17 protein-coding genes are annotated in these 17,297 nt (G+C 62.8%); 8 read left to right on the top strand and 9 right to left on the bottom strand.

Annotated elements, in window-relative coordinates; translation table 11 throughout:
- Window positions 1-222, bottom strand: a complete 222-nt coding sequence (locus LJF34_RS18395) for a hypothetical protein (protein WP_231186774.1) — start codon at window positions 220-222, stop codon at window positions 1-3.
- 71 nt (window positions 223-293) lie between these two features.
- Complete coding sequence (locus LJF34_RS18390) at window positions 294-938, bottom strand: cyclase family protein (RefSeq protein WP_231186773.1); 645 nt, start codon at window positions 936-938, stop codon at window positions 294-296.
- Window positions 939-1,088: 150 nt separating this feature from the next.
- Between LJF34_RS18390 and LJF34_RS18385 the strand changes: the two genes are divergently transcribed.
- The 5 genes from LJF34_RS18385 (at window position 1,089) to LJF34_RS18365 (ending at window position 4,850) form a co-directional block, all read left to right on the top strand.
- Complete coding sequence (locus tag LJF34_RS18385; protein WP_231186772.1) at window positions 1,089-1,622, top strand: ATPase domain-containing protein; 534 nt, start codon at window positions 1,089-1,091, stop codon at window positions 1,620-1,622.
- 18 nt (window positions 1,623-1,640) lie between these two features.
- Window positions 1,641-2,564, top strand: a complete 924-nt coding sequence (locus LJF34_RS18380; RefSeq protein WP_231186771.1) for an ATPase domain-containing protein — start codon at window positions 1,641-1,643, stop codon at window positions 2,562-2,564.
- A complete protein-coding gene (locus tag LJF34_RS18375) occupies window positions 2,557-2,937 on the top strand; it encodes a response regulator (RefSeq protein ID WP_231186770.1) in 381 nt (126 codons plus the stop codon). Before LJF34_RS18380 ends, LJF34_RS18375 begins: the two co-directional genes overlap by 8 nt.
- Window positions 2,938-3,090: 153 nt before the next feature.
- Window positions 3,091-3,264 (top strand): hypothetical protein, encoded by a 174-nt coding sequence (locus LJF34_RS18370; protein ID WP_231186769.1) that lies wholly within the window; start codon window positions 3,091-3,093, stop codon window positions 3,262-3,264.
- A 308-nt stretch (window positions 3,265-3,572) separates the two neighbouring features.
- Entirely contained in the window at window positions 3,573-4,850 is a 1,278-nt protein-coding gene (locus LJF34_RS18365) for a transposase (protein ID WP_231186768.1), read from the top strand.
- A gap of 45 nt (window positions 4,851-4,895) precedes the next feature.
- Here LJF34_RS18365 and LJF34_RS18360 read toward each other — a convergent pair whose 3' ends face one another.
- The 6 genes from LJF34_RS18360 to LJF34_RS29280 all read right to left on the bottom strand — a co-directional run bounded on the left by LJF34_RS18360 (window position 4,896) and on the right by LJF34_RS29280 (window position 10,915).
- Window positions 4,896-5,636, bottom strand: a complete 741-nt coding sequence (locus tag LJF34_RS18360) for a DUF6293 family protein (protein WP_231186767.1) — start codon at window positions 5,634-5,636, stop codon at window positions 4,896-4,898.
- Window positions 5,637-5,739: 103 nt separating this feature from the next.
- A complete protein-coding gene (locus LJF34_RS18355; protein ID WP_231186766.1) occupies window positions 5,740-6,393 on the bottom strand; it encodes a hypothetical protein in 654 nt (217 codons plus the stop codon).
- A 40-nt stretch (window positions 6,394-6,433) separates the two neighbouring features.
- Window positions 6,434-7,918 carry a hypothetical protein gene (locus LJF34_RS18350; RefSeq protein ID WP_231186765.1) on the bottom strand — a complete coding sequence of 495 codons (1,485 nt, stop codon included), beginning with the start codon at window positions 7,916-7,918 and terminating at the stop codon, window positions 6,434-6,436.
- Window positions 7,915-9,189 carry a DUF58 domain-containing protein gene (locus LJF34_RS18345; RefSeq protein WP_231186764.1) on the bottom strand — a complete coding sequence of 425 codons (1,275 nt, stop codon included), beginning with the start codon at window positions 9,187-9,189 and terminating at the stop codon, window positions 7,915-7,917. The genes LJF34_RS18350 and LJF34_RS18345 overlap by 4 nt, the downstream gene beginning before the upstream one ends.
- A complete protein-coding gene (locus tag LJF34_RS18340; RefSeq protein ID WP_231186763.1) occupies window positions 9,186-9,860 on the bottom strand; it encodes a hypothetical protein in 675 nt (224 codons plus the stop codon). Before LJF34_RS18340 ends, LJF34_RS18345 begins: the two co-directional genes overlap by 4 nt.
- The gene (locus LJF34_RS29280) at window positions 9,857-10,915 is read right to left on the bottom strand and encodes a DUF4129 domain-containing protein (RefSeq protein WP_231186762.1); all 1,059 of its coding nucleotides are present in this window, start codon (window positions 10,913-10,915) and stop codon (window positions 9,857-9,859) included. Before LJF34_RS29280 ends, LJF34_RS18340 begins: the two co-directional genes overlap by 4 nt.
- A gap of 101 nt (window positions 10,916-11,016) precedes the next feature.
- Between LJF34_RS29280 and LJF34_RS18330 the strand changes: the two genes are divergently transcribed.
- Window positions 11,017-12,048, top strand: coding sequence for a M48 family metalloprotease (locus tag LJF34_RS18330; RefSeq protein ID WP_231186761.1), 1,032 nt, complete (start codon window positions 11,017-11,019; stop codon window positions 12,046-12,048).
- 93 nt (window positions 12,049-12,141) lie between these two features.
- Here the strand turns inward: LJF34_RS18330 and LJF34_RS18325 are convergent, their stop codons facing one another.
- Window positions 12,142-13,587, bottom strand: a complete 1,446-nt coding sequence (locus LJF34_RS18325; protein WP_231186760.1) for an arylsulfotransferase family protein — start codon at window positions 13,585-13,587, stop codon at window positions 12,142-12,144.
- A 199-nt stretch (window positions 13,588-13,786) separates the two neighbouring features.
- Between LJF34_RS18325 and LJF34_RS18320 the strand changes: the two genes are divergently transcribed.
- A complete protein-coding gene (locus LJF34_RS18320; RefSeq protein ID WP_231186759.1) occupies window positions 13,787-14,521 on the top strand; it encodes a type II CAAX endopeptidase family protein in 735 nt (244 codons plus the stop codon).
- 101 nt (window positions 14,522-14,622) lie between these two features.
- Complete coding sequence (locus tag LJF34_RS18315) at window positions 14,623-17,268, top strand: heavy metal translocating P-type ATPase (RefSeq protein WP_231186758.1); 2,646 nt, start codon at window positions 14,623-14,625, stop codon at window positions 17,266-17,268.
- Window positions 17,269-17,297: the final 29 nt, after the last annotated feature.

The raw sequence follows: 17,297 nt of genomic DNA, 5'->3' as shown, positions 1-17,297 counted from the left end.
TTACTCGATTTCCGCGTCTTCGGTGTTCGCGTCGTCTTCGTCGCGGAGCTCCCTCCATTGCACGAGGAAGAACGAAAACACGGCCCACACGCCGAAAAAGAACATCGACGTGCCGAGCGCTTTCGCTCCCGTCACTCCGACCGCAATGGTCCCGAGAAACGAGGCACAGACGAACGATAAGAGGACCAGAAGGTCCAGTCGGATTCGGAGGGCGGTATCCATGTGTGCCGATACTTTCTGACGGAATTCAACCTGTCGGTTCGCCAGTTTGTCGCGGTTCCGCTCCGTTCTTTCTATTCTCCGAACTCCGCAACCGCCCGGACCGGCGCGCCGTCGGCGTTTTCCACCGACAGCGGGAACGCCGAAAGCCGGAACCGTCGGGGAAGGCCGTCGAGGTTCGTCAGGTTCTCCACGATGAGGTGATCGGTGCCGAGCAGTTCGTGGTGGGCGGGCACACCGTCGGGTTCGTCATCGCGTGCGTTCTCGGTCGGCGTGGGGTCCACGTTGAGGGCGTCGATGGCGACGTGATAGTCGTGGTCGGCGCACCACGCCGCCGCGTCGGCCGTGAGATACGGGTGGTCGAAGTAGGTGTCGGTTCCCCAGTGAGCGTCCCATCCGGTGTGGAAGACGAGCAGGTCGCCGTCCGTGGCGTCCGGTAAGTCGCCTCCGCCGATCGGTTCGCGCGGCGATTTTCCGCGCACGTCGACGCGGAGTGCGTCGAAGGCGAACGTCTCGACGGGAAACGAATCGAGGGTCCGGCCGTCGGGTTCGGTGTGGTAGGGTGCATCGACGTGGGTCCCGCTGTGGGTTCCGAGTTCGAGTCGGGTGACGCGATACCCGTCCTCCTCGTGTGTCGCGTGCGGAACGCGCTCTACCTGTGGGTCGCCGGGGTACATCGCGGCCGTTGGTGTCAACGATTGAGTACAATCGCGGAACATCCTCGTTCGATCCACAGGTCGCCGGAATAAATTACCAACGTTCGGGAGTCCCTCTTAAACCCTTGTATAGCTACCACCTACCGTTCGATTTTGGGTCAATCGATTCGATAGAAATATACTCTCCGAATCGCTACTTATGACAACGCGTGCATGAGTGGTTCTAATCTGACAAAAATTTCGACCGGAACATCGGGCCTCGACGAGATTTTACGTGGGGGATTCATCGCTGAACGGAGCTATCTCCTCCGCGGTGACCCGGGAACGGGGAAGACGATTCTCGGAATGAAGTATCTCACCGCTGGTACCGAGTCGGACGAGACGGTGCTGTTCGTCAATCTGGAGGAGTCAGAAGACGACATCCGGGACAACGCTTCGACCCTCGATATCGACCTTTCGGACGTCCACTTTCTCGATTTGAGTCCGGACTCGGACGTGTTCGTCGACGACCAGTCCTACGACATCTTCACGCCGAGCGAAGTCGAACAGGAACCGCTCACGCAGGCGATAACCGACCGGGTCGAATCCATCGCCCCCGACCGGGTGTTCATCGACCCACTCACTCGACTTCGTCATTTGACCTCGGACGACTATCAGTTCCGAAAGCAGGTCATCGCGTTCATGCACTACCTGAAAGAGCAGGGCGCGACGGTCCTCTTCACGTCCCAGCACAGCGACGAGTCGTAGGACGACGACCTGCAGTACATGACCGACGGGACGATAGAACTCGAACACTCCTCGTACGGTCGGACCATCAACGTGCCGAAGTTTCGCGGGTCCTCGGTCAACGAGGGCGACCACGCTTTGCGTATTCAGGACGGTGGCATCGTGGTGTTCCCCGAACTCACGCCCGCTGAACACTCGGAACCGTTCGAACTGAAGTCCATCTCCTCGGGCGTCCCGGAGGTGGATCAACTCCTCAACGGCGGTTTCGAGCGCGGAACCATCACCATCCTGAGCGGCCCCACGGGCGTCGGCAAAACCACCGTCGGAACGCAGTTCATGAAGGAGGCCGCGGGCCGCGGCGAACGCTCGGTCATGTACATGTTCGAGGAAACCCTCGAAACGTTCCGCGAGCGAAGCCGGAAGATCAACATCCCGGTCGAACAGATGGAAGCACAGGGAGCGCTCTCCATCGAGGAGATGAAGCCCCTCGACTGCTCCGCGACCGAGTTCGCCCACCGCGTTCGAATGGACGTCGAGGACAACGACGCCAGCATCGTCATGATCGACGGCATCGACGGCTACAAACTGTCGCTCCGCGACACCGATGACCGCGTGTTGGTCCGCAAACTCCACACGCTCTGTCGCTACCTGAAGAACATGGGTATCACCGCCATTCTGGTGGACGAGATCGACACCGTAACCGGCGAGTTCCAAGCCACCGAAGCGGGTATCAGCTATCTGGCGGACAACATCGTTTTCCTTCGGCATCTCGAAATTGCCGGCGAGATGCGCAAGGCCATCGGCGTGTTGAAAAAACGGACGAGCGACTTCGAACGAATGCTCCGCGAATTCGAGATAACCGAACACGGTCTCAAAGTCGGCGAACCCCTGACCGAACTCAACGGTGTACTCTCGGGGTCTCCCGAAGTGGCCCGGGGACGGTCGGAGCCGAATAATGGGTGAGGCGGCGCTCATCCTCGCGCTGGGAAAGCGGGAACGAAACCTCGAACTCCTCGCGGACCTGCTCAAAAACGGCGGTTACGACGTAGAGATAGCGACCAGTATGGACGAGTTCGACGAACTCGTCCACCAGCGTGACGACGTCGCGCTCGCCGTCCTCGACGTCGACGGCTTTACTGAAGACATCTGGAAGCGCTGTGAGCAACTCAACGACCGCGACATCCCGATGCTCGTCCTCGCCGCACAGATTCCGCCCGCGATGCGACAGAAGGCGGTCAGCCGGGGCGCACAGACCATCCTCGAAAAGCCGGTGGACAAGGCCGACTTACAGGCGACGATACGCGGACTGATGGAATATATCCGCATGAACCGCTGATCCGTACCGTCCCGATTTTGGCGATAGCACGTCTCCGATACCTTGCCAGTTTCGACATGAGTGCACGCGAACCTCTCGGTATCACCGGATTGCAGAACGGTGTGGAGGAAGAATGGAGGAGAGATGACGAACGTTCGCGTCCCACCGGAGGCCATGAGGGCAGCAGGGGCGGCTGAGGGCCGAAGCGTGGTCGTCGGAAAAACGACCGTGGGGGGAGGGGGGTGGCCATCGGGAACCGACGGCCATGGGGCGGTTGGGGAGGGCCGAAGCGTGGCCGTTAGGGGAACGACCATCGGGGTGGTGGGGCGCTACTTCGTCATCGTTTAGTCGTACACGGAATGGGTAATTCAGTTCTACTATAATACTATCGATAGTATTGCAACTCTTCATACTATCAATACTCACCATCCAATTTCGACTCTCATTCCTGAATCTACGTAGAATACTATCCCCTCCCGTCGGTCGATTTCGGTCCTTACGGAGATTTGGGGAGAAAGCCTCGCCCTTTAGGGCGGGATGAATCCGACAACGTACCCAGCAACCGCCGACGATAGCAGGGCCGGATATTCCACGGATTCTTTCACTTTCACTCCACACTACGCAAGTATAAGTATTTGTGGTGACATAGGTTACGTATGGCGAATCAGGTCGTTACGCGAACTTATCGTGCCCGTATCTGCAACTACTCGCAGGTGCGCAACGACCTCGATTCGTTTGGATTCGCCGCCAGCAAGCTCTGGAACGTTGGCCGATGGACGGCCCAACGAGTCTGGGATGCCTGCGGCCAGATTCCCGACGCTAACGCGCTTATGGCCTACCTCAAGAACCACGAACGCTACGTCGACCTCCATTCTCAGTCTAGTCAACGAGTTCTCCAAGAACTCGGTGAGGCGTTCAACAGCTGGTACGGCAAGCGCCGAAACGGGGACACGAACGCGAATCCGCCCGGCTACCGCAAACACAACGACGACCATCCACGGTCGACGATCACGTTCAAAGCCGCTGGCTTCAAGCACGACACGCACAACAACCGAGTCCGTCTCTCGAAAGGCAAGAACCTCAAAGAGGATTGGTCGGACTTCGTTCTGTGCGAATACGATGCCATCGGCCCGTCCGAGAGGACTATCGAGAACGTTCAGCAAGTTCGTGCGGTGTACGAACACGGCATCTGGCGGTTGCAGTTCGTCTGTCGCGTCTCGATTGACGAAGCCGAATCGCCCGGTGATGGCGTGGCAGGCATTGACCTTGGCATCTGCAACCTCGCCACCGTCTCGTACGGTGATGAATCCGTGTTGTATCCCGGTGGCGCGCTCAAAGAGGACGAATACTACTTCGCCAAAAAGCGCGCCAAGACGGACAATTCGGCGTCACGCGAAGCCCGCCGTCTCGACACCAAGCGTACCGACCGCCGGACTCACTTCTTGCATACACTCTCGAAGGATATCGTATCCGAGTGTTCCAAAAGAGGTGTCGGGACGATTGTTGTTGGTGACCTCGGTGGCATCCGCGAGGACGAGAACGGCGACTCACGAAATTGGGGGAAGCACGGCAATCTCGACTTGCATGGATGGGCGTTTGACCGCTTCACGTCGATGCTTGAGTACAAGGCCGAAGAACGTGGCATCTCTGTTGTCACGAAGTCCGAGCGCAACACGTCGAAAACGTGTTCAGCGTGCGGTCGGTCAGACGACCGCCAGCGCGTTCAGCGAGGCTTGTACGTCTGTGAGTGTGGATTGGTTGCGAACGCCGATAGTAATGGTGCGGAGAACATCAGACAGAAAGTACTCCCGAATCTCGCCACGGATGGCGGCGATAGGGATAACGGCTGGTTGGCACAGCCTGCGGTTCGCTTGTTCGATTGTAGCGAGGGTCGGTTCGCCCCGCGAGAACAAGTCGTTAACCGCGAACCATAATATCCCAACTCGGGGGAATCCTCGCGCTTTAGCGCGGGGAGGATGTCAAAGTTTGTGCCGGAACGCGTGAAGTACGTCGTGTCCCGTCTCGGTCAGCGTCACCTGTTTCTGTCGCCCGACTTTTCGTACCTCGATATAGCCGTCCCGTTCGAGTGGGTCCACGATGTTCGCGTTCAGCAGGGCGAACTTCGCCTTGTCGTTCGCCGGATTGCTGTCGGCGATGTACGACAAGCCCTCGTCCTCGGAGTAGCCGATGAGGTCCTTTTTCTTCGGCGTGTACACGTCCGTGTTCGCCTCTTCGAGATAGTTCATCACCGACACTTGGTCGTGGGTCGGCGATTCGATGGGATACGTCGGAACCACCTCCTCGCCGACGTACCCGTAGCTCTGGCGTTCGTCCCTGTCCGCGTGTGCATACCCCTCGGGATGGACGTAGTACGCCGTCGCATCGGTCGCCATGCAGGCGATCGCCGCACCGACCGCAGAGAGTTTCGACCCGCTCGCGACGTTCACTCGAACGATGTCGTCTTCGTGTTCGGAGACGAGCGTCGTGACGATCCCCAACACGTCGTAGATGTCCATCAGATCGACCGTCCGCGACCGGACTTCGATACCCTCCGCTTCGAGTTCCTCTTTCAGCGCCTCGTGATAGTCGGGTCGCTCCGACGCCGGTCCATCGTGTTCGAGGAGATAGAGGATATCGACCCCGTGTTGCTTGACGGGACCCAAAATCCGGTCGTACTCGAACCCGAGCGGAGCGATGTGTACCTCGTCGATGGATTGCATAGCGAACCCGTTCGCGTGCGACCCGTTAAAACCGCTAGATCTTCACCGTGATCCACCATCGGCGGGAGAACGGCCTTTCGAACCCCCATTTCGACTTCGAACGTTACAGTCGTACCCAGATGGTCGTCTTCCCGAACGCGGGGACGTGCCACCGCTGTTCGGGTGGCTGGCCGGGTTCCTGTCGGAGTTCGATACGGGCATCGAACAGCGGCGAAAGCGCATCGACGAGCGGATCGTCGTCCGGTTTCGGGAGGTGATAGTGGGCCATTCCGCGGTGTTCGACGACGATCTTGGCCGTTTCGTCGAGAAACCGCTCGATAGACTCGAGATCCTCCTCGGCACCCAAATCGACTCCGACTCTGAGTTCGGAGGGTCCGAGTTCGCCGAACCTGTCGTCGTAGAACTCCGCCGCGGTGGCGATTTCGCGCCGAACCGAATCCAGATCGCAGGGATCGTCCACTGACACGGTATTCGACGCGCTCGCCGGGACCGAGCGCTCTTCGCCGGCCCGGTTGACCACCCATAAATGGTCCTCGTCGATCGAGAGCGACTCCGGAATCCGATTGGTCGCATCGAGGAGTGCGAGAACTCGATACCGCCGACTGCCCTGCCCGAACAGCGTCTGCGTTGCCCGTACCGTAACGTCATCGGGGACGTTTCCCGTGACGAGCAGGTTGCTTCCCCGTTTTTTGAGTCCGTGCAGATAGCGCGCGAACTCGTGCGAGGAGTCGGCGAATCGAGCCCGGCCGGGATCCATGTTATATCAAACTAACGCTGGTTTCGAAATAAATGTTTCGTCATTCCGAGTCGGTTGCGAGGAGTACCGTGAACGATACGACCGCTACCAACAGGAGGACGAGCGCGAGGTAGGCACGCCACGAACTCGTCGGAAGCGACACCGGGCCGACGAACGAAAGCGTCCCGACCGCGAGACCGACGCCGAGACCTGCGACGAGAATTCCACCGGTCGCGTGGGCGATCTCCCCTCGACGCGTTTTCGCGGTTCGGCCGATTTGCAGTCCGACCTCCGCGGCGTGGTCGCCGACGTCGCGGACGACGAGGGCGGCACCGACCGCACAGAAGACGACGACCGGCGGCGCACCCAATCCCGCGGCGACGAGCGCCCCGAGGAAGAGGGCCGCACCGCCGAACGCGAACCCGCTCGCCGAATCGAGGGCGACCCACGGACGGACGGCCAAGACGGCCACGACCTGCACCAACACGAGGAGCAACAGCACGCCGGTCACGCCGCCCGTGATGACCGTCGCCGGACCGAGTTGTTCCACCAGTCCCCACGGTTCCGCACTCGCAAACCTCGCCCCGACGGTCGGGAAGAGTGCCGATGTTACCGCGACGACGGCGGCCAACGCGACGGCGGCGATTCCCCCCGTCGCGAACGCGAGCGTCTGCGGCGGTTCGTCACCCATCCACGCGATGATGACGTGTTGTGCGCCGTGCGCGGCGAAAACGACCAGTTCGAACAGGATGACAGCCCCGACCACGGCTTGAAGCACGCCGGAACCGATCACCGCTCGGACCACGTCGCCCAACACCGACAGCAATGTGAGCAGTCCGTCGAACCAGCGCGGACCCCAACCGGAGAACACCACGATGACCTGCATCGCGAGGAACACCCAGTACGCCGTCGGCACCGTTTCGAGTCGGAACCCGAACGGTTCGAGGATCCGATGGCGGAGGTTCGCCGTCGACGGGAGCCAGTCGTCCAGTATCGGAACGACCCAGTGGAGGAGTTCGACAGCCACCAAACAGCCGATTTGCAGGCTGATGAGCATGGCGAGCGTACTCGATGTGACGGTTTTGACGAGTATCGTGCTCCCCACTCCGCCGAGCGTTCTGAACACCGTCACGTGGATGCACATCGCGAGAAGCGTCCCGACGGCCAACACCGCGAGCGACCGACGGAGCATGAGGTAGACCGGATAGCTGACTCCCGAAGAGAGGGCGACGGTCGCGTTGAGCGCGACTGCCGTCACGCCGAGTCCGAGCAGGAGTGAGAACAACGGCGGTGTCCCCCGACCGAGGCTGATGGTGAGCGCAATCACCCCGGTGATGATGCCGAGGCTCGCCGCCGCCCGTCGCTCGTTCGCCGCCGACTGCATTCCCATCGCGCCGAGCGCGATACAGACCGCGCCGACGACGCCCGCTGCGACGCTGGCGAGGTTGCCGGTCCCCCAACCGAGGAGGATGGCCGCACAGGCCGCGATAACGGCGGCCAGTGCGCCGCCGAAGCGCGTCGAACTGTGGTTCACTTCGCCGTTCATGCGGACCACCTCGCGCTCTTTTCGACCGCCGTCGCGAGCGGTTCGTCCGGCGACCAGTCGATGGTTCGGACGCTGCCCCGTCGAATCTCGTTCAGCCGTTTCGTCCGTGCGATGTCCGACACCGCGCCGCCGGCCGTCTCCGTCCCCGTCAGGTCCGGCGCGACGACCGTCACCGCGTGGCCGTAGGCGTCGAAGCGCTTCGTTACGTCCACGGCGATATCGTCGGTGAGCGGCGTGAGGAATATCACCTGCGTGTCCGAGGAGAGCCGCTTTCGAAGGCGTTTGAACCGCCGCTCCATCGTTCGCTCCTTCCGCCTCGAACCGAACAGCCCGCTGACGCCCGACAGTTCGTCCGGCGTCTCGACTTCCTCCAACGCTCCGCGAACGCGGGCGACCTGCTCCCGTCCGCCGCCGGGCGGGAGATACAACTCCTGTGGCCCGTACAGGGCCAGACCGACGCGGTCGTTCTGTCGGACGAGCGCGTTGGCGATTCGCTCCGCGGCGTACACCGAGAGGTCGATGGCGTCGGGTTCGCCCGACCGGCGAGCGATGCAGGCGGCGGGACGGGCGTCCACGAGAAGTAACACGGTCGCCGCGCGACTCTCCCGGAAGTTCACCGTCGTCAGTTCCCGCGTCCGGGCGAACCGCTTCCAGTCGATTCGGCTCATGGGGTCCGATGGCCGATACTCGCGCGTCGAATGGAACTCGATGCCTTCGCCGCTCGCGTCCGTCTCGATATGTCCCGGCGTCGGGGTCGTCAACTTCGACAGCGGCACGTCCTCGACGAACGTGTCGCAGGTCATCGTCGCGGGAAGGGTCCGTTCCTCGCGGACTTCCTTCGTCCCGCTCGTGGATTTGGCGACGAGCGTCGTCGGCGTGAACTCGTGCGTTCCGCGCTGGCTTCGAACCGTATAGGAGAACGAGACGGTTTCACCGGGTCCGAGGCTCGTCCCGTGGCGCGGCGACCCATCGACCACGGCCAATCGCTCCGGCACGCCGTCGACGATGCGAAGGTCCGCAATCGCGTTCTCGCCGCGATTTTCCGCCGTGAGGGTAACCGTGACGTCCTCGCTCGGCCGCGGCGACCGCTCTTCCACATCGCGGTCGAGTTCGACGTTCAGGTCCGGCGTCCCCGACGTGAACTGGTAGGCCGCGTAGACGAACCCGACGACGGCGGAGAGGAACATCACGGTGTTCCCGGTGACGACGCCCGCCGCACCGGCGAGGAGGGCGACCGTCATTCCGGCGTTCAATTCGGGACCCTTGCTCATCGAGACTCACCCCCGTTTCGGGATTGCAGTTCGGATACCGCCCGTTCGGCGCGGCGGTCGAACGTCTCCCCCCGCGCCCAATCGACGATACGCGTTCGAAGCGGGATGTTCGCGCTCGACGCGCCGAAGAACGCCGTCGCCCGCGGGTCGTCGCTCCACGACCCGTTTTCGATTCGCGCTCTGGCTTCGTTCCTCGTGTAGCCCTCCGAACGGAGCGTCTCTATCGCGGCGCGCCTGATGTGGCGGCGCGTCGTCGCCCGCCGACTGCGGCGCTCTCTGGGTCTCAGTTCGAGGTTTCCGGACAGACCGAGACCCTCGTCCACCTCCGACCCGCTCGTCCGATGCTCGTAGTAGTGCGCCCGTTCGGGATCGCGTTTCGGTCGCCAGACCGCTTCGCGCTCGCTCGTCACGTCGCCGCCGAGCGACCAGATAGCCAACAGTCCACCAACTCCGGCGAGGACGAAAATCGTCGTCGGAGCGGCTATCCACCCAACCAGCGGTTTGACCGTCGCTTCCGGCACGGCCCACGGTGCGAACACCGTGGCGAACGAGAGTACTAGCGAACAGATGCCGAGACCGAGGAGGAGTCGTTCACGGGTCCGACCGTCCCTGAACACCGCTCCGACACGGCCGACGATGCGGCCGACGACGCGCCCGACGGAGCGCATCATTCGTCTCCCTCCCTGAATCGCTCGATTTTGTCCAGCGCCGCGCGGGCGAGTTTCGTCCGCTTCGCCGTCGGCGGGAAACTCCCGTACCGAACTTCACGGAAGGCGTCGGTCAACTGTCGCACCGCGTCGGCGGGATAGCCGCGTTCCGTCGCTTCCCGTGCGTACTCGGCGGGCGTCCTCGTCCGCCGACGCCTGACCGACAGGTGTTCGGTCATGGATTCCCATGCCTCTTCGATGCTCGGCGGTCCGCGCTCCTCGGGTTCCGCCGCGGCGGTTCCCTCGTTCGTCGCGGCTCGATTCCCGGAGTTCCCCTTCGAACGCCCCGACAGGGTCGGACGGGAGAGCGCGCGTGGGATCGAAAACAGGCCGCTTCCGACGCTCCCGATGGCGAGGAGCGTCCCGCTGAAACCCCGTCCGATGACGGCCACCGTCCGTCCGAGCGCCGACCCGAGTCCGACGGTACTCGCGGAGAGGCCGCGTCCGACCTCGGCGAGAAGGTCGAGTGCGTCGTCTGCGAGCCGCGGAATCGACGCCGAAAACCCCACGACGAGGCCCATCGTGCGGGCGGGGATCTTCCCGACGAGTTCGCCGACGGGAACCCCGCGAACGGTGAGGGGTATCGTGCCGGTGCCGTCGAGTGCGACGTTTCCCGTTCGAAAGCCGATGCCGAGGACGACGAGTCCGCCGAGAACCACGAGTCCACCCAGTTTCACCAGCGTTCGCAGCAGCGGCGTACCGCCGGACGAGTCGGGCGACGCATTCGCGACGGTCGTGGTCGTCGTGGTGGCCGTCCCGGAATTGGCCGACCCGTCGCTCGACTCGCTGTCAGTCGTCTGTACCGTCGTCGGTTGCACCGGTCCTGCATCTGACGGGTTCCCGCTACCGGCGGCCGAGTTGCTGCCGGAGTCGGGTGCCCCCGGATTCACGGCGCGATCGCCGCCCCCCGGCCCGGCGGGATACGACCCGAATCCGGTGGCGGGAAACAGCGACGCGCCGAAAACGACCGCGAGGACACAGAGGGCGATGAGGGCGGCGCGGAGGCGATTGCGTTCCACTGGTGTTGGGGTTCTTTCCCATACGGCAAATATCTTCTCCTCACTGAACACATCCTTGAACCAACATTCATGTGGTGTGGGCTCGACAGGTTACGTACGACATGTCACGAGACCCCGCTCTGACTCGGCGAATCGTCGCCACCCTCGCGTGCGTGCTGGTCGCAGACTTCCTGCTCGTGGGCTGTGTCGCGTTCCTCCTCCGTCCGTGGCTCGCTCCGATCGCGACCACCCTCCCGTCCGGTTTGGGATGGCTGGCGCTGGTCGTCCCCGCGACCGCGGTCGTCGCGTGGGCACAACTGCGATACACCCGCCGCGAGGCCCTTTCGGAGGTCGATGCGACCGTCGTCACCGACGAGGAGTATCCGGAGTTGCTCGCCCGCGTCCGACGGCTCGCGACCGGAGCGGACGTCGCCGTCCCGACCGTCGCCGTCACCGAGAGGGACGTTCCGAACGCCTTCACCGTCGGAACCCCCCGACGTGCGACGGTCGTCGTTTCGACCGGCCTTCTCGCCGCGCTCTCCGCGGACGAACTCGACGCCGTACTCGCCCACGAACTCGCACACGTCAAAAACCGCGACGCGACGGTGCTGACCTTGGCGACCTTCCTCCCGGCGCTGGCGGGCGATTACTCCCTGCTCGAAGACCTCGGGTTGGGCCGCTCGGCCCGCCGAACCGCGTGGCTCGTCACAATCGTCCTCCTCTACGTTCCGAGCGCGGCGGTCATCGATGCGCCGTTGTTCGGCGTCCGATACACCGTCACGTACGTCCTCCTCGTCGCCTTCGTCCTGCTGTTCGGCGGGGTCGTGCTGGGATTGCTGGCGATGCCCGTCGTCTCGCTCGCGAGTCGTCTCTCCCACGACCGGGAGTTCATCGCAGACCGTGCGGGGGCGACGCTTTCGGGCAGTCCGGCGTCGATGGCGTCCGCGCTCAGGACGCTCGGCGCGGATGGTCCATCCGCGCCCGACCATGACGCACGCGCCGTCGACGGCGTCAAACAGCTCTGTTTCCTTCCCGGCGGATTCGGAGAGGAGGGCGGCGCGTTCGATTCGCTCCCGATTTCGGTGCGGACCCATCCGGAAATCGAGGACCGCCTCGACGGCCTTCGCTCGCTCGCGGCCGAATCCGACCACTGAACGCTCTCGCCCTCTCTCCCTACCGAAAAATCCGCGGCCAGTACCGCGTTTTTTGCCTTTTACTTGGTGATTCGATTCGCGTGCCGAATCGAGCTACCGCGTTTCGTTCAGCGACTCGATTCGTTGCCGGACCGACGTGAAGACGCCTCGCCACTTCAGTTCGAACAGCCCCCACGTCACGAGTGAGAGGACGCCGATGAGGACGGCGAACAGTTCGGGAACGCCGATCCAGACCGGCGTGATGTACATCAGGCCGTTGAGGTACTTGCCGGGGATGGCGTCCTTCACGCCGATCCAGAACTTGTTGACGACGCCGTTGGACCTCGATTCGAGACCGGCCTTTTTAGCGCTCGGGCCGCCAGCGCTCTCGTCGCCGGTTCCGAGCCGTTCGGCTTCGTACGGGAACGCTATCTGCACGTCCCACACGATTTTACCCTTCTCGTTCACCTCGAAGACCCGATTGCCGTTCGAGTCGGTGATGAGCGTGTGGCCGTTCGGGAGGCGGTCCGCGTCGCGGGGCCACTGCGTCTTCGAATCCTGCCACGTCCACGTCCGCTCCCACGTGCCGTTCTCGCGCTGGTATTCGACCACGCGGTTGTTCTCGGAGTCGGCGACGAGTTCGGCCGGACCGCCCTCGTCCTCCTCGATGAAGTCGGGGTTGTGTTGCTCGTAGAGGATGTCGTAGTTGTCCTCTTCACCGAGCGTCCAGTTCTTCACCAGGCCCTGACCGCGCTTCAGGAACAGCACTCGGTCGTTGTTGCGGGCGCTGACGGCGATCCTCCCGTCGTCGAGGACTTCGACGTTGTTGATGTGCGTCCAGTCGTCCGGGTACGGCCCGCCGGTGTCGCTGGTCGAAAACGCGTCGCTCGCGTTCCACGTCCACTCGACCTGTCCGTCCCTCGTATCCACGATGAACACCCGGTCGAGGAAGATGTCCGCCACGACGAAGTGCGTTTTATTCAGACGGTCCATGTCGTGATAGCGCGTCGCTTCCTTTCCCGGTGTGGCCTCCGACCAGACGTCGGTAACTTCACCCGTGGTCAGGTTGACGCGCTCGATTCCGTTTCGCGTACACGCGCCCACCTCGCCGTGAACCTTCATGTACTCGTTCCACGTCTTTTCGTCGACGTTTCGACGCGAGAGATTCCAGTCGGTCGGACACTCCGCCTTCTTCAGGTGGTCCGCGTACGAGTATTCGACCGTGGCCGTCGTCCCCTTCACGGGGTCCACGTCCCAGTAGCGTGTATGGGAGTCGTTGTAGTACAGAATCGACCCGTTCGGGTTGAACGCGACGAGTTCCGCCCGTGCGCGGGGACCGCTTGCTTCCCGGCCGAGCCACGAGTTGGAGTCCGTTGCGATGACGGTGATGTTCTGACGGGGGGGAACCATTTGACCCGTTTCGGCCCTAATCTCGGACTGTGATTTGCCGCGGAAATCCGCGGAACTGCCGGGGGTGGAGGCGTACGAGTTCACGACCGCGACCCCGGATAATATCACCAGTCCGGCGAAGAAGAGCCGACACATCCGCTTTGATACCATTACCCCCCACTATTAGTTCCGAAAATATACCGGTTTTGACCGAACGCGTGATATAACTATCATTTTTTGCGAAAAGATGAACTGTCGGTGACAGTAATGTGACAACTGGTGGCACGCTTTTTCGGATGAATCCACTCCGCGGTCGTCTACCGTTCCGCAACCGAAAGAGGAAGAAAGGGTGCGTCCGTATTCTGCACGGATGAGTAATTCAGGTACCCAGCTTCGGACGTTCGGCGTCGGATTCCTCCTTTCGTTCGGAGCATTTGGTGTCGGACAGGTCGTCGTCGCACTGGCCGCGCTCGCCTTCGCGGCCGTCGGTATCGACGTTCTGAACCGACCCGCGCTTTTCATTGCGATCAGTACCGTCATGCTCCAGGGCGTGACCTTCGGCGGTATCGCGCTCGGCTACTTGACGTATCGAAATCTCGGGCTCGATTTCATTCACGCCCACGTCCCCTCGCTTCGGGATCTCGGTATGGCCCTCGTCGGATTCGTCGTCCTCTTCGGAGCCCTCCAGATAATCTCACAACTGATTCAGCGCCTCGGCCTCCAATCGGCACAGAACACCGTCGTCGATATGGCGAGCGGAAACCCCGACATCTATCTGTTGTTGATTCCGCTCTCGTTCCTCCTCATCGGTCCCGGCGAGGAGTTGCTGTATCGGGGTCTCATTCAGGGACTCCTGCGCAAAACGTTTCGCCCGGCACGAGCCATCGTTCTGGCGAGCGCGCTCTTCGCCGTCGTCCACGTCTTCTCGCTCTCGGGGGCCGGAAAACTCGTCTCCATCGGAACCGTGTTCACGCTGTCGCTCATCCTCGGAATCCTGTACGAGTACACCGACAACCTCGTGGTTCCCATCCTCGTCCACGGCGCGTACGATGCGGTACTGTTCAGCCTCCAATACCTCATGGCGACGGGCCAAATCCCGTCGTAATCACGATAACAATCTGGATCACTCATTTTAATAATCTCTACGTAACGAACCGCCGATTCGTAGCAGTTGGATTAATAAGTCGATGGGGACTACGTTCGAGTATGAACGACGCGGGTTCGGATCCATCCTCCCCCGACTCCGGTTCGTGTGGTTGTAGTGACGACCACGGCAACCACGTCCACGAGAGCCACGACGGCGGCCAGCGCGGCGAGTCGGAAAACGGAGACATCGTCGCCGACGGCGCTGGAAACCGCGATGTCGTCCGATTGTCCGTTCCCGATATGGACTGTCCCTCCTGTGCCGGGAAGGTCGAAACCAGCGTCCGAAAACTGGACGGCATCGACGCCATCGACCCGCAGGTCACGACCGGAACCCTCACCGTGGAGTTCGATGCGACCGAAACGGACGCCGCGGCCGTCGAAAATCGGGTCGAAAAGGCTGGCTATGCGGTCGAAGACGACTCCTCGGAGGTGACACTCTCCGTTCCCGATATGGACTGTGCGTCCTGCGCCGGAAAAATCGAGAACGCCCTCGACGGCGTTTCCGGCCTTCGAACGTACGATACGCGACCGACGACGGGGACGGTCGTCGTCACCACCGATCCGTCCGCGTCCGTGAGCGACGTGACGGCGGCCATCGAAACCGCCGGCTACGACGTCGTCGGGACGAGCGCGGACGAAACCGACGGCGGGTCGCTCGATTCGGAGAGCGTCTGGCGGAGTTCGCGCGCGCTCAAAACGTGGACCAGCGGCGTCTTCGTCGCGCTCGGTCTGCTCTTCGAGTTCCTGCTCGTCGGGCAAAACGCCACCGTCGTCGGCGCTGGCGGCCTCCTCTCGGCCGGGACCATCGAAATCACGATTGCGGACGTGGCGTTTCTGCTGGCCGTCCTCGTCGGCGGGCAGGCCATCGTCACGAACGGCTACTACTCGCTTCGCAACCGGAACCTCGACATCGACCTGCTGATGAGTGTCGCCATCCTCGGCGCGCTCGCGGTCAGCGTCGGTTTCGGACGGTCGCTCTATCTGGAAGCCGCCACGCTCGCGTTCCTGTTCAGCGTCGCGGAACTTCTCGAACGCTACTCGATGGACAAGGCGCGAAACTCCCTCCAAGAACTGATGGACCTCTCGCCGGACGAGGCGACGGTCAAACGCGACGGCGAGGAGGAGACGATTCCCGTCGATGCCGTGACCGTCGGCGACGTGGTCGTGGTCCGTCCCGGCGAGAAAATTCCGATGGACGGGACGGTCGCCGACGGCGAGAGCGCGGTCAATCAAGCGCCGATCACGGGCGAGAGCGTCCCGGTGGACAAGACGACGGGCGACGAGGTGTTCGCGGGAACCATCAACGAGGGCGGCTACCTCGAAGTGGAAGTCACCTCGGACGCCTCCGACAACACCCTCTCGCGCATCATCGACATGGTCGAGGAGGCACAGGGGAACAAGACCGAGCGCGAGCAGTTCGTGGAACGGTTCGCGGCCTACTACACGCCCGTCGTTCTCGCCTTCGCCGTGCTCGTCGCCGTCGTTCCGCCGCTGTTCTTCGCGGAACCGTGGGTAACGTGGTTCGTCTACGGATTGACGCTCGTCGTCCTCTCGTGTCCCTGCGCGTTCGTCATCAGCACACCCGTCACCGTCGTCTCCGGCATTACCAGCGCGGCGAAGAACGGCGTCCTCATCAAGGGCGGCAACCACCTCGAAGCGATGGGCGACGTCGAGGCCGTCGCCTTCGACAAGACGGGAACGCTGACGAAGGGCGAACTGACCGTCACCGACGTGATTCCGCTCAACGGCAACACCGAGGAGGATGTCCTCCGCTGTGCACACGGCCTCGAATCGAGGAGCGAACACCCCATCGGCGAGGCCATCGTCGCCGAAGCGGACGGCGCGAACGTCACGAAACACGAAATCGACGACTTCGAGAGCCTCACGGGCAAGGGCGTCCGCGCGGACCTCAGCGGCACGACCCACTACGCGGGCAAACCCGGCCTGTTCGAGAGCCTCGGGTTCGAGCTGAACCACGTTCACGCGACGGACGGAGGCGTCGCCGCCGCGGCGACGACCCGCGACCTCTGCGAGCGAAACGACTGCCTCGACCTGCTCGAAGACGCGGTTCCCTCGCTCCAGAGCGAGGGGAAGACGGTCGTGCTGGTCGGGACGGAGGACGAACTCGAAGGCGCGATTGCCGTCGCGGACGAGGTACGCGACGACGCGAAAGCCGCCGTCCAACGCCTCCGTGACCTCGGCATCGACCACCTCGTGATGCTCACGGGCGACAACGAGCGGACGGCGAAGGCCATCGCCGAACAGGTTGGCGTGGACGAGTATCGCGCCGGACTCCTTCCGGAGGAGAAGGTCGAAGCCATCGAGGAACTCGATTCGAACGTCGATGGTACTGCGATGGTTGGGGACGGCATCAACGACGCCCCGGCGCTCGCCACCGCGACGGTCGGCGTCGCGATGGGTGCCGCCGGTACCGATACCGCGCTCGAAACCGCCGACATCGCGCTGATGGCCGACGACCTCTCGAAACTGCCGTACGTCTACGATCTCGCACACGACGCGAACGGTGTCATCCGCCAGAACGTCTGGACGAGCCTCGCCGCGAAAGCCGCGCTCGCCGTCGCGGTGCCGTTCGGTCTCGTCCCCATCTGGGCCGCCGTGCTCGTCGGCGACGCGGGCATGACGACGGCGGTCACGGGCAACGCGATGCGGCTGTCGCGGATTCGGCCCGAAAACCTTCGAGAATAACCGCTTCCGATCCGCTTCTCCGCCCAGTC

Origin of the sequence: Haladaptatus sp. DYF46 (assembly GCF_021083305.1) — an archaeon.
In the GTDB taxonomy this organism is placed as follows: domain Archaea; phylum Halobacteriota; class Halobacteria; order Halobacteriales; family Haladaptataceae; genus Haladaptatus.
This window is presented reverse-complemented; position numbering and strand designations above follow the sequence as displayed.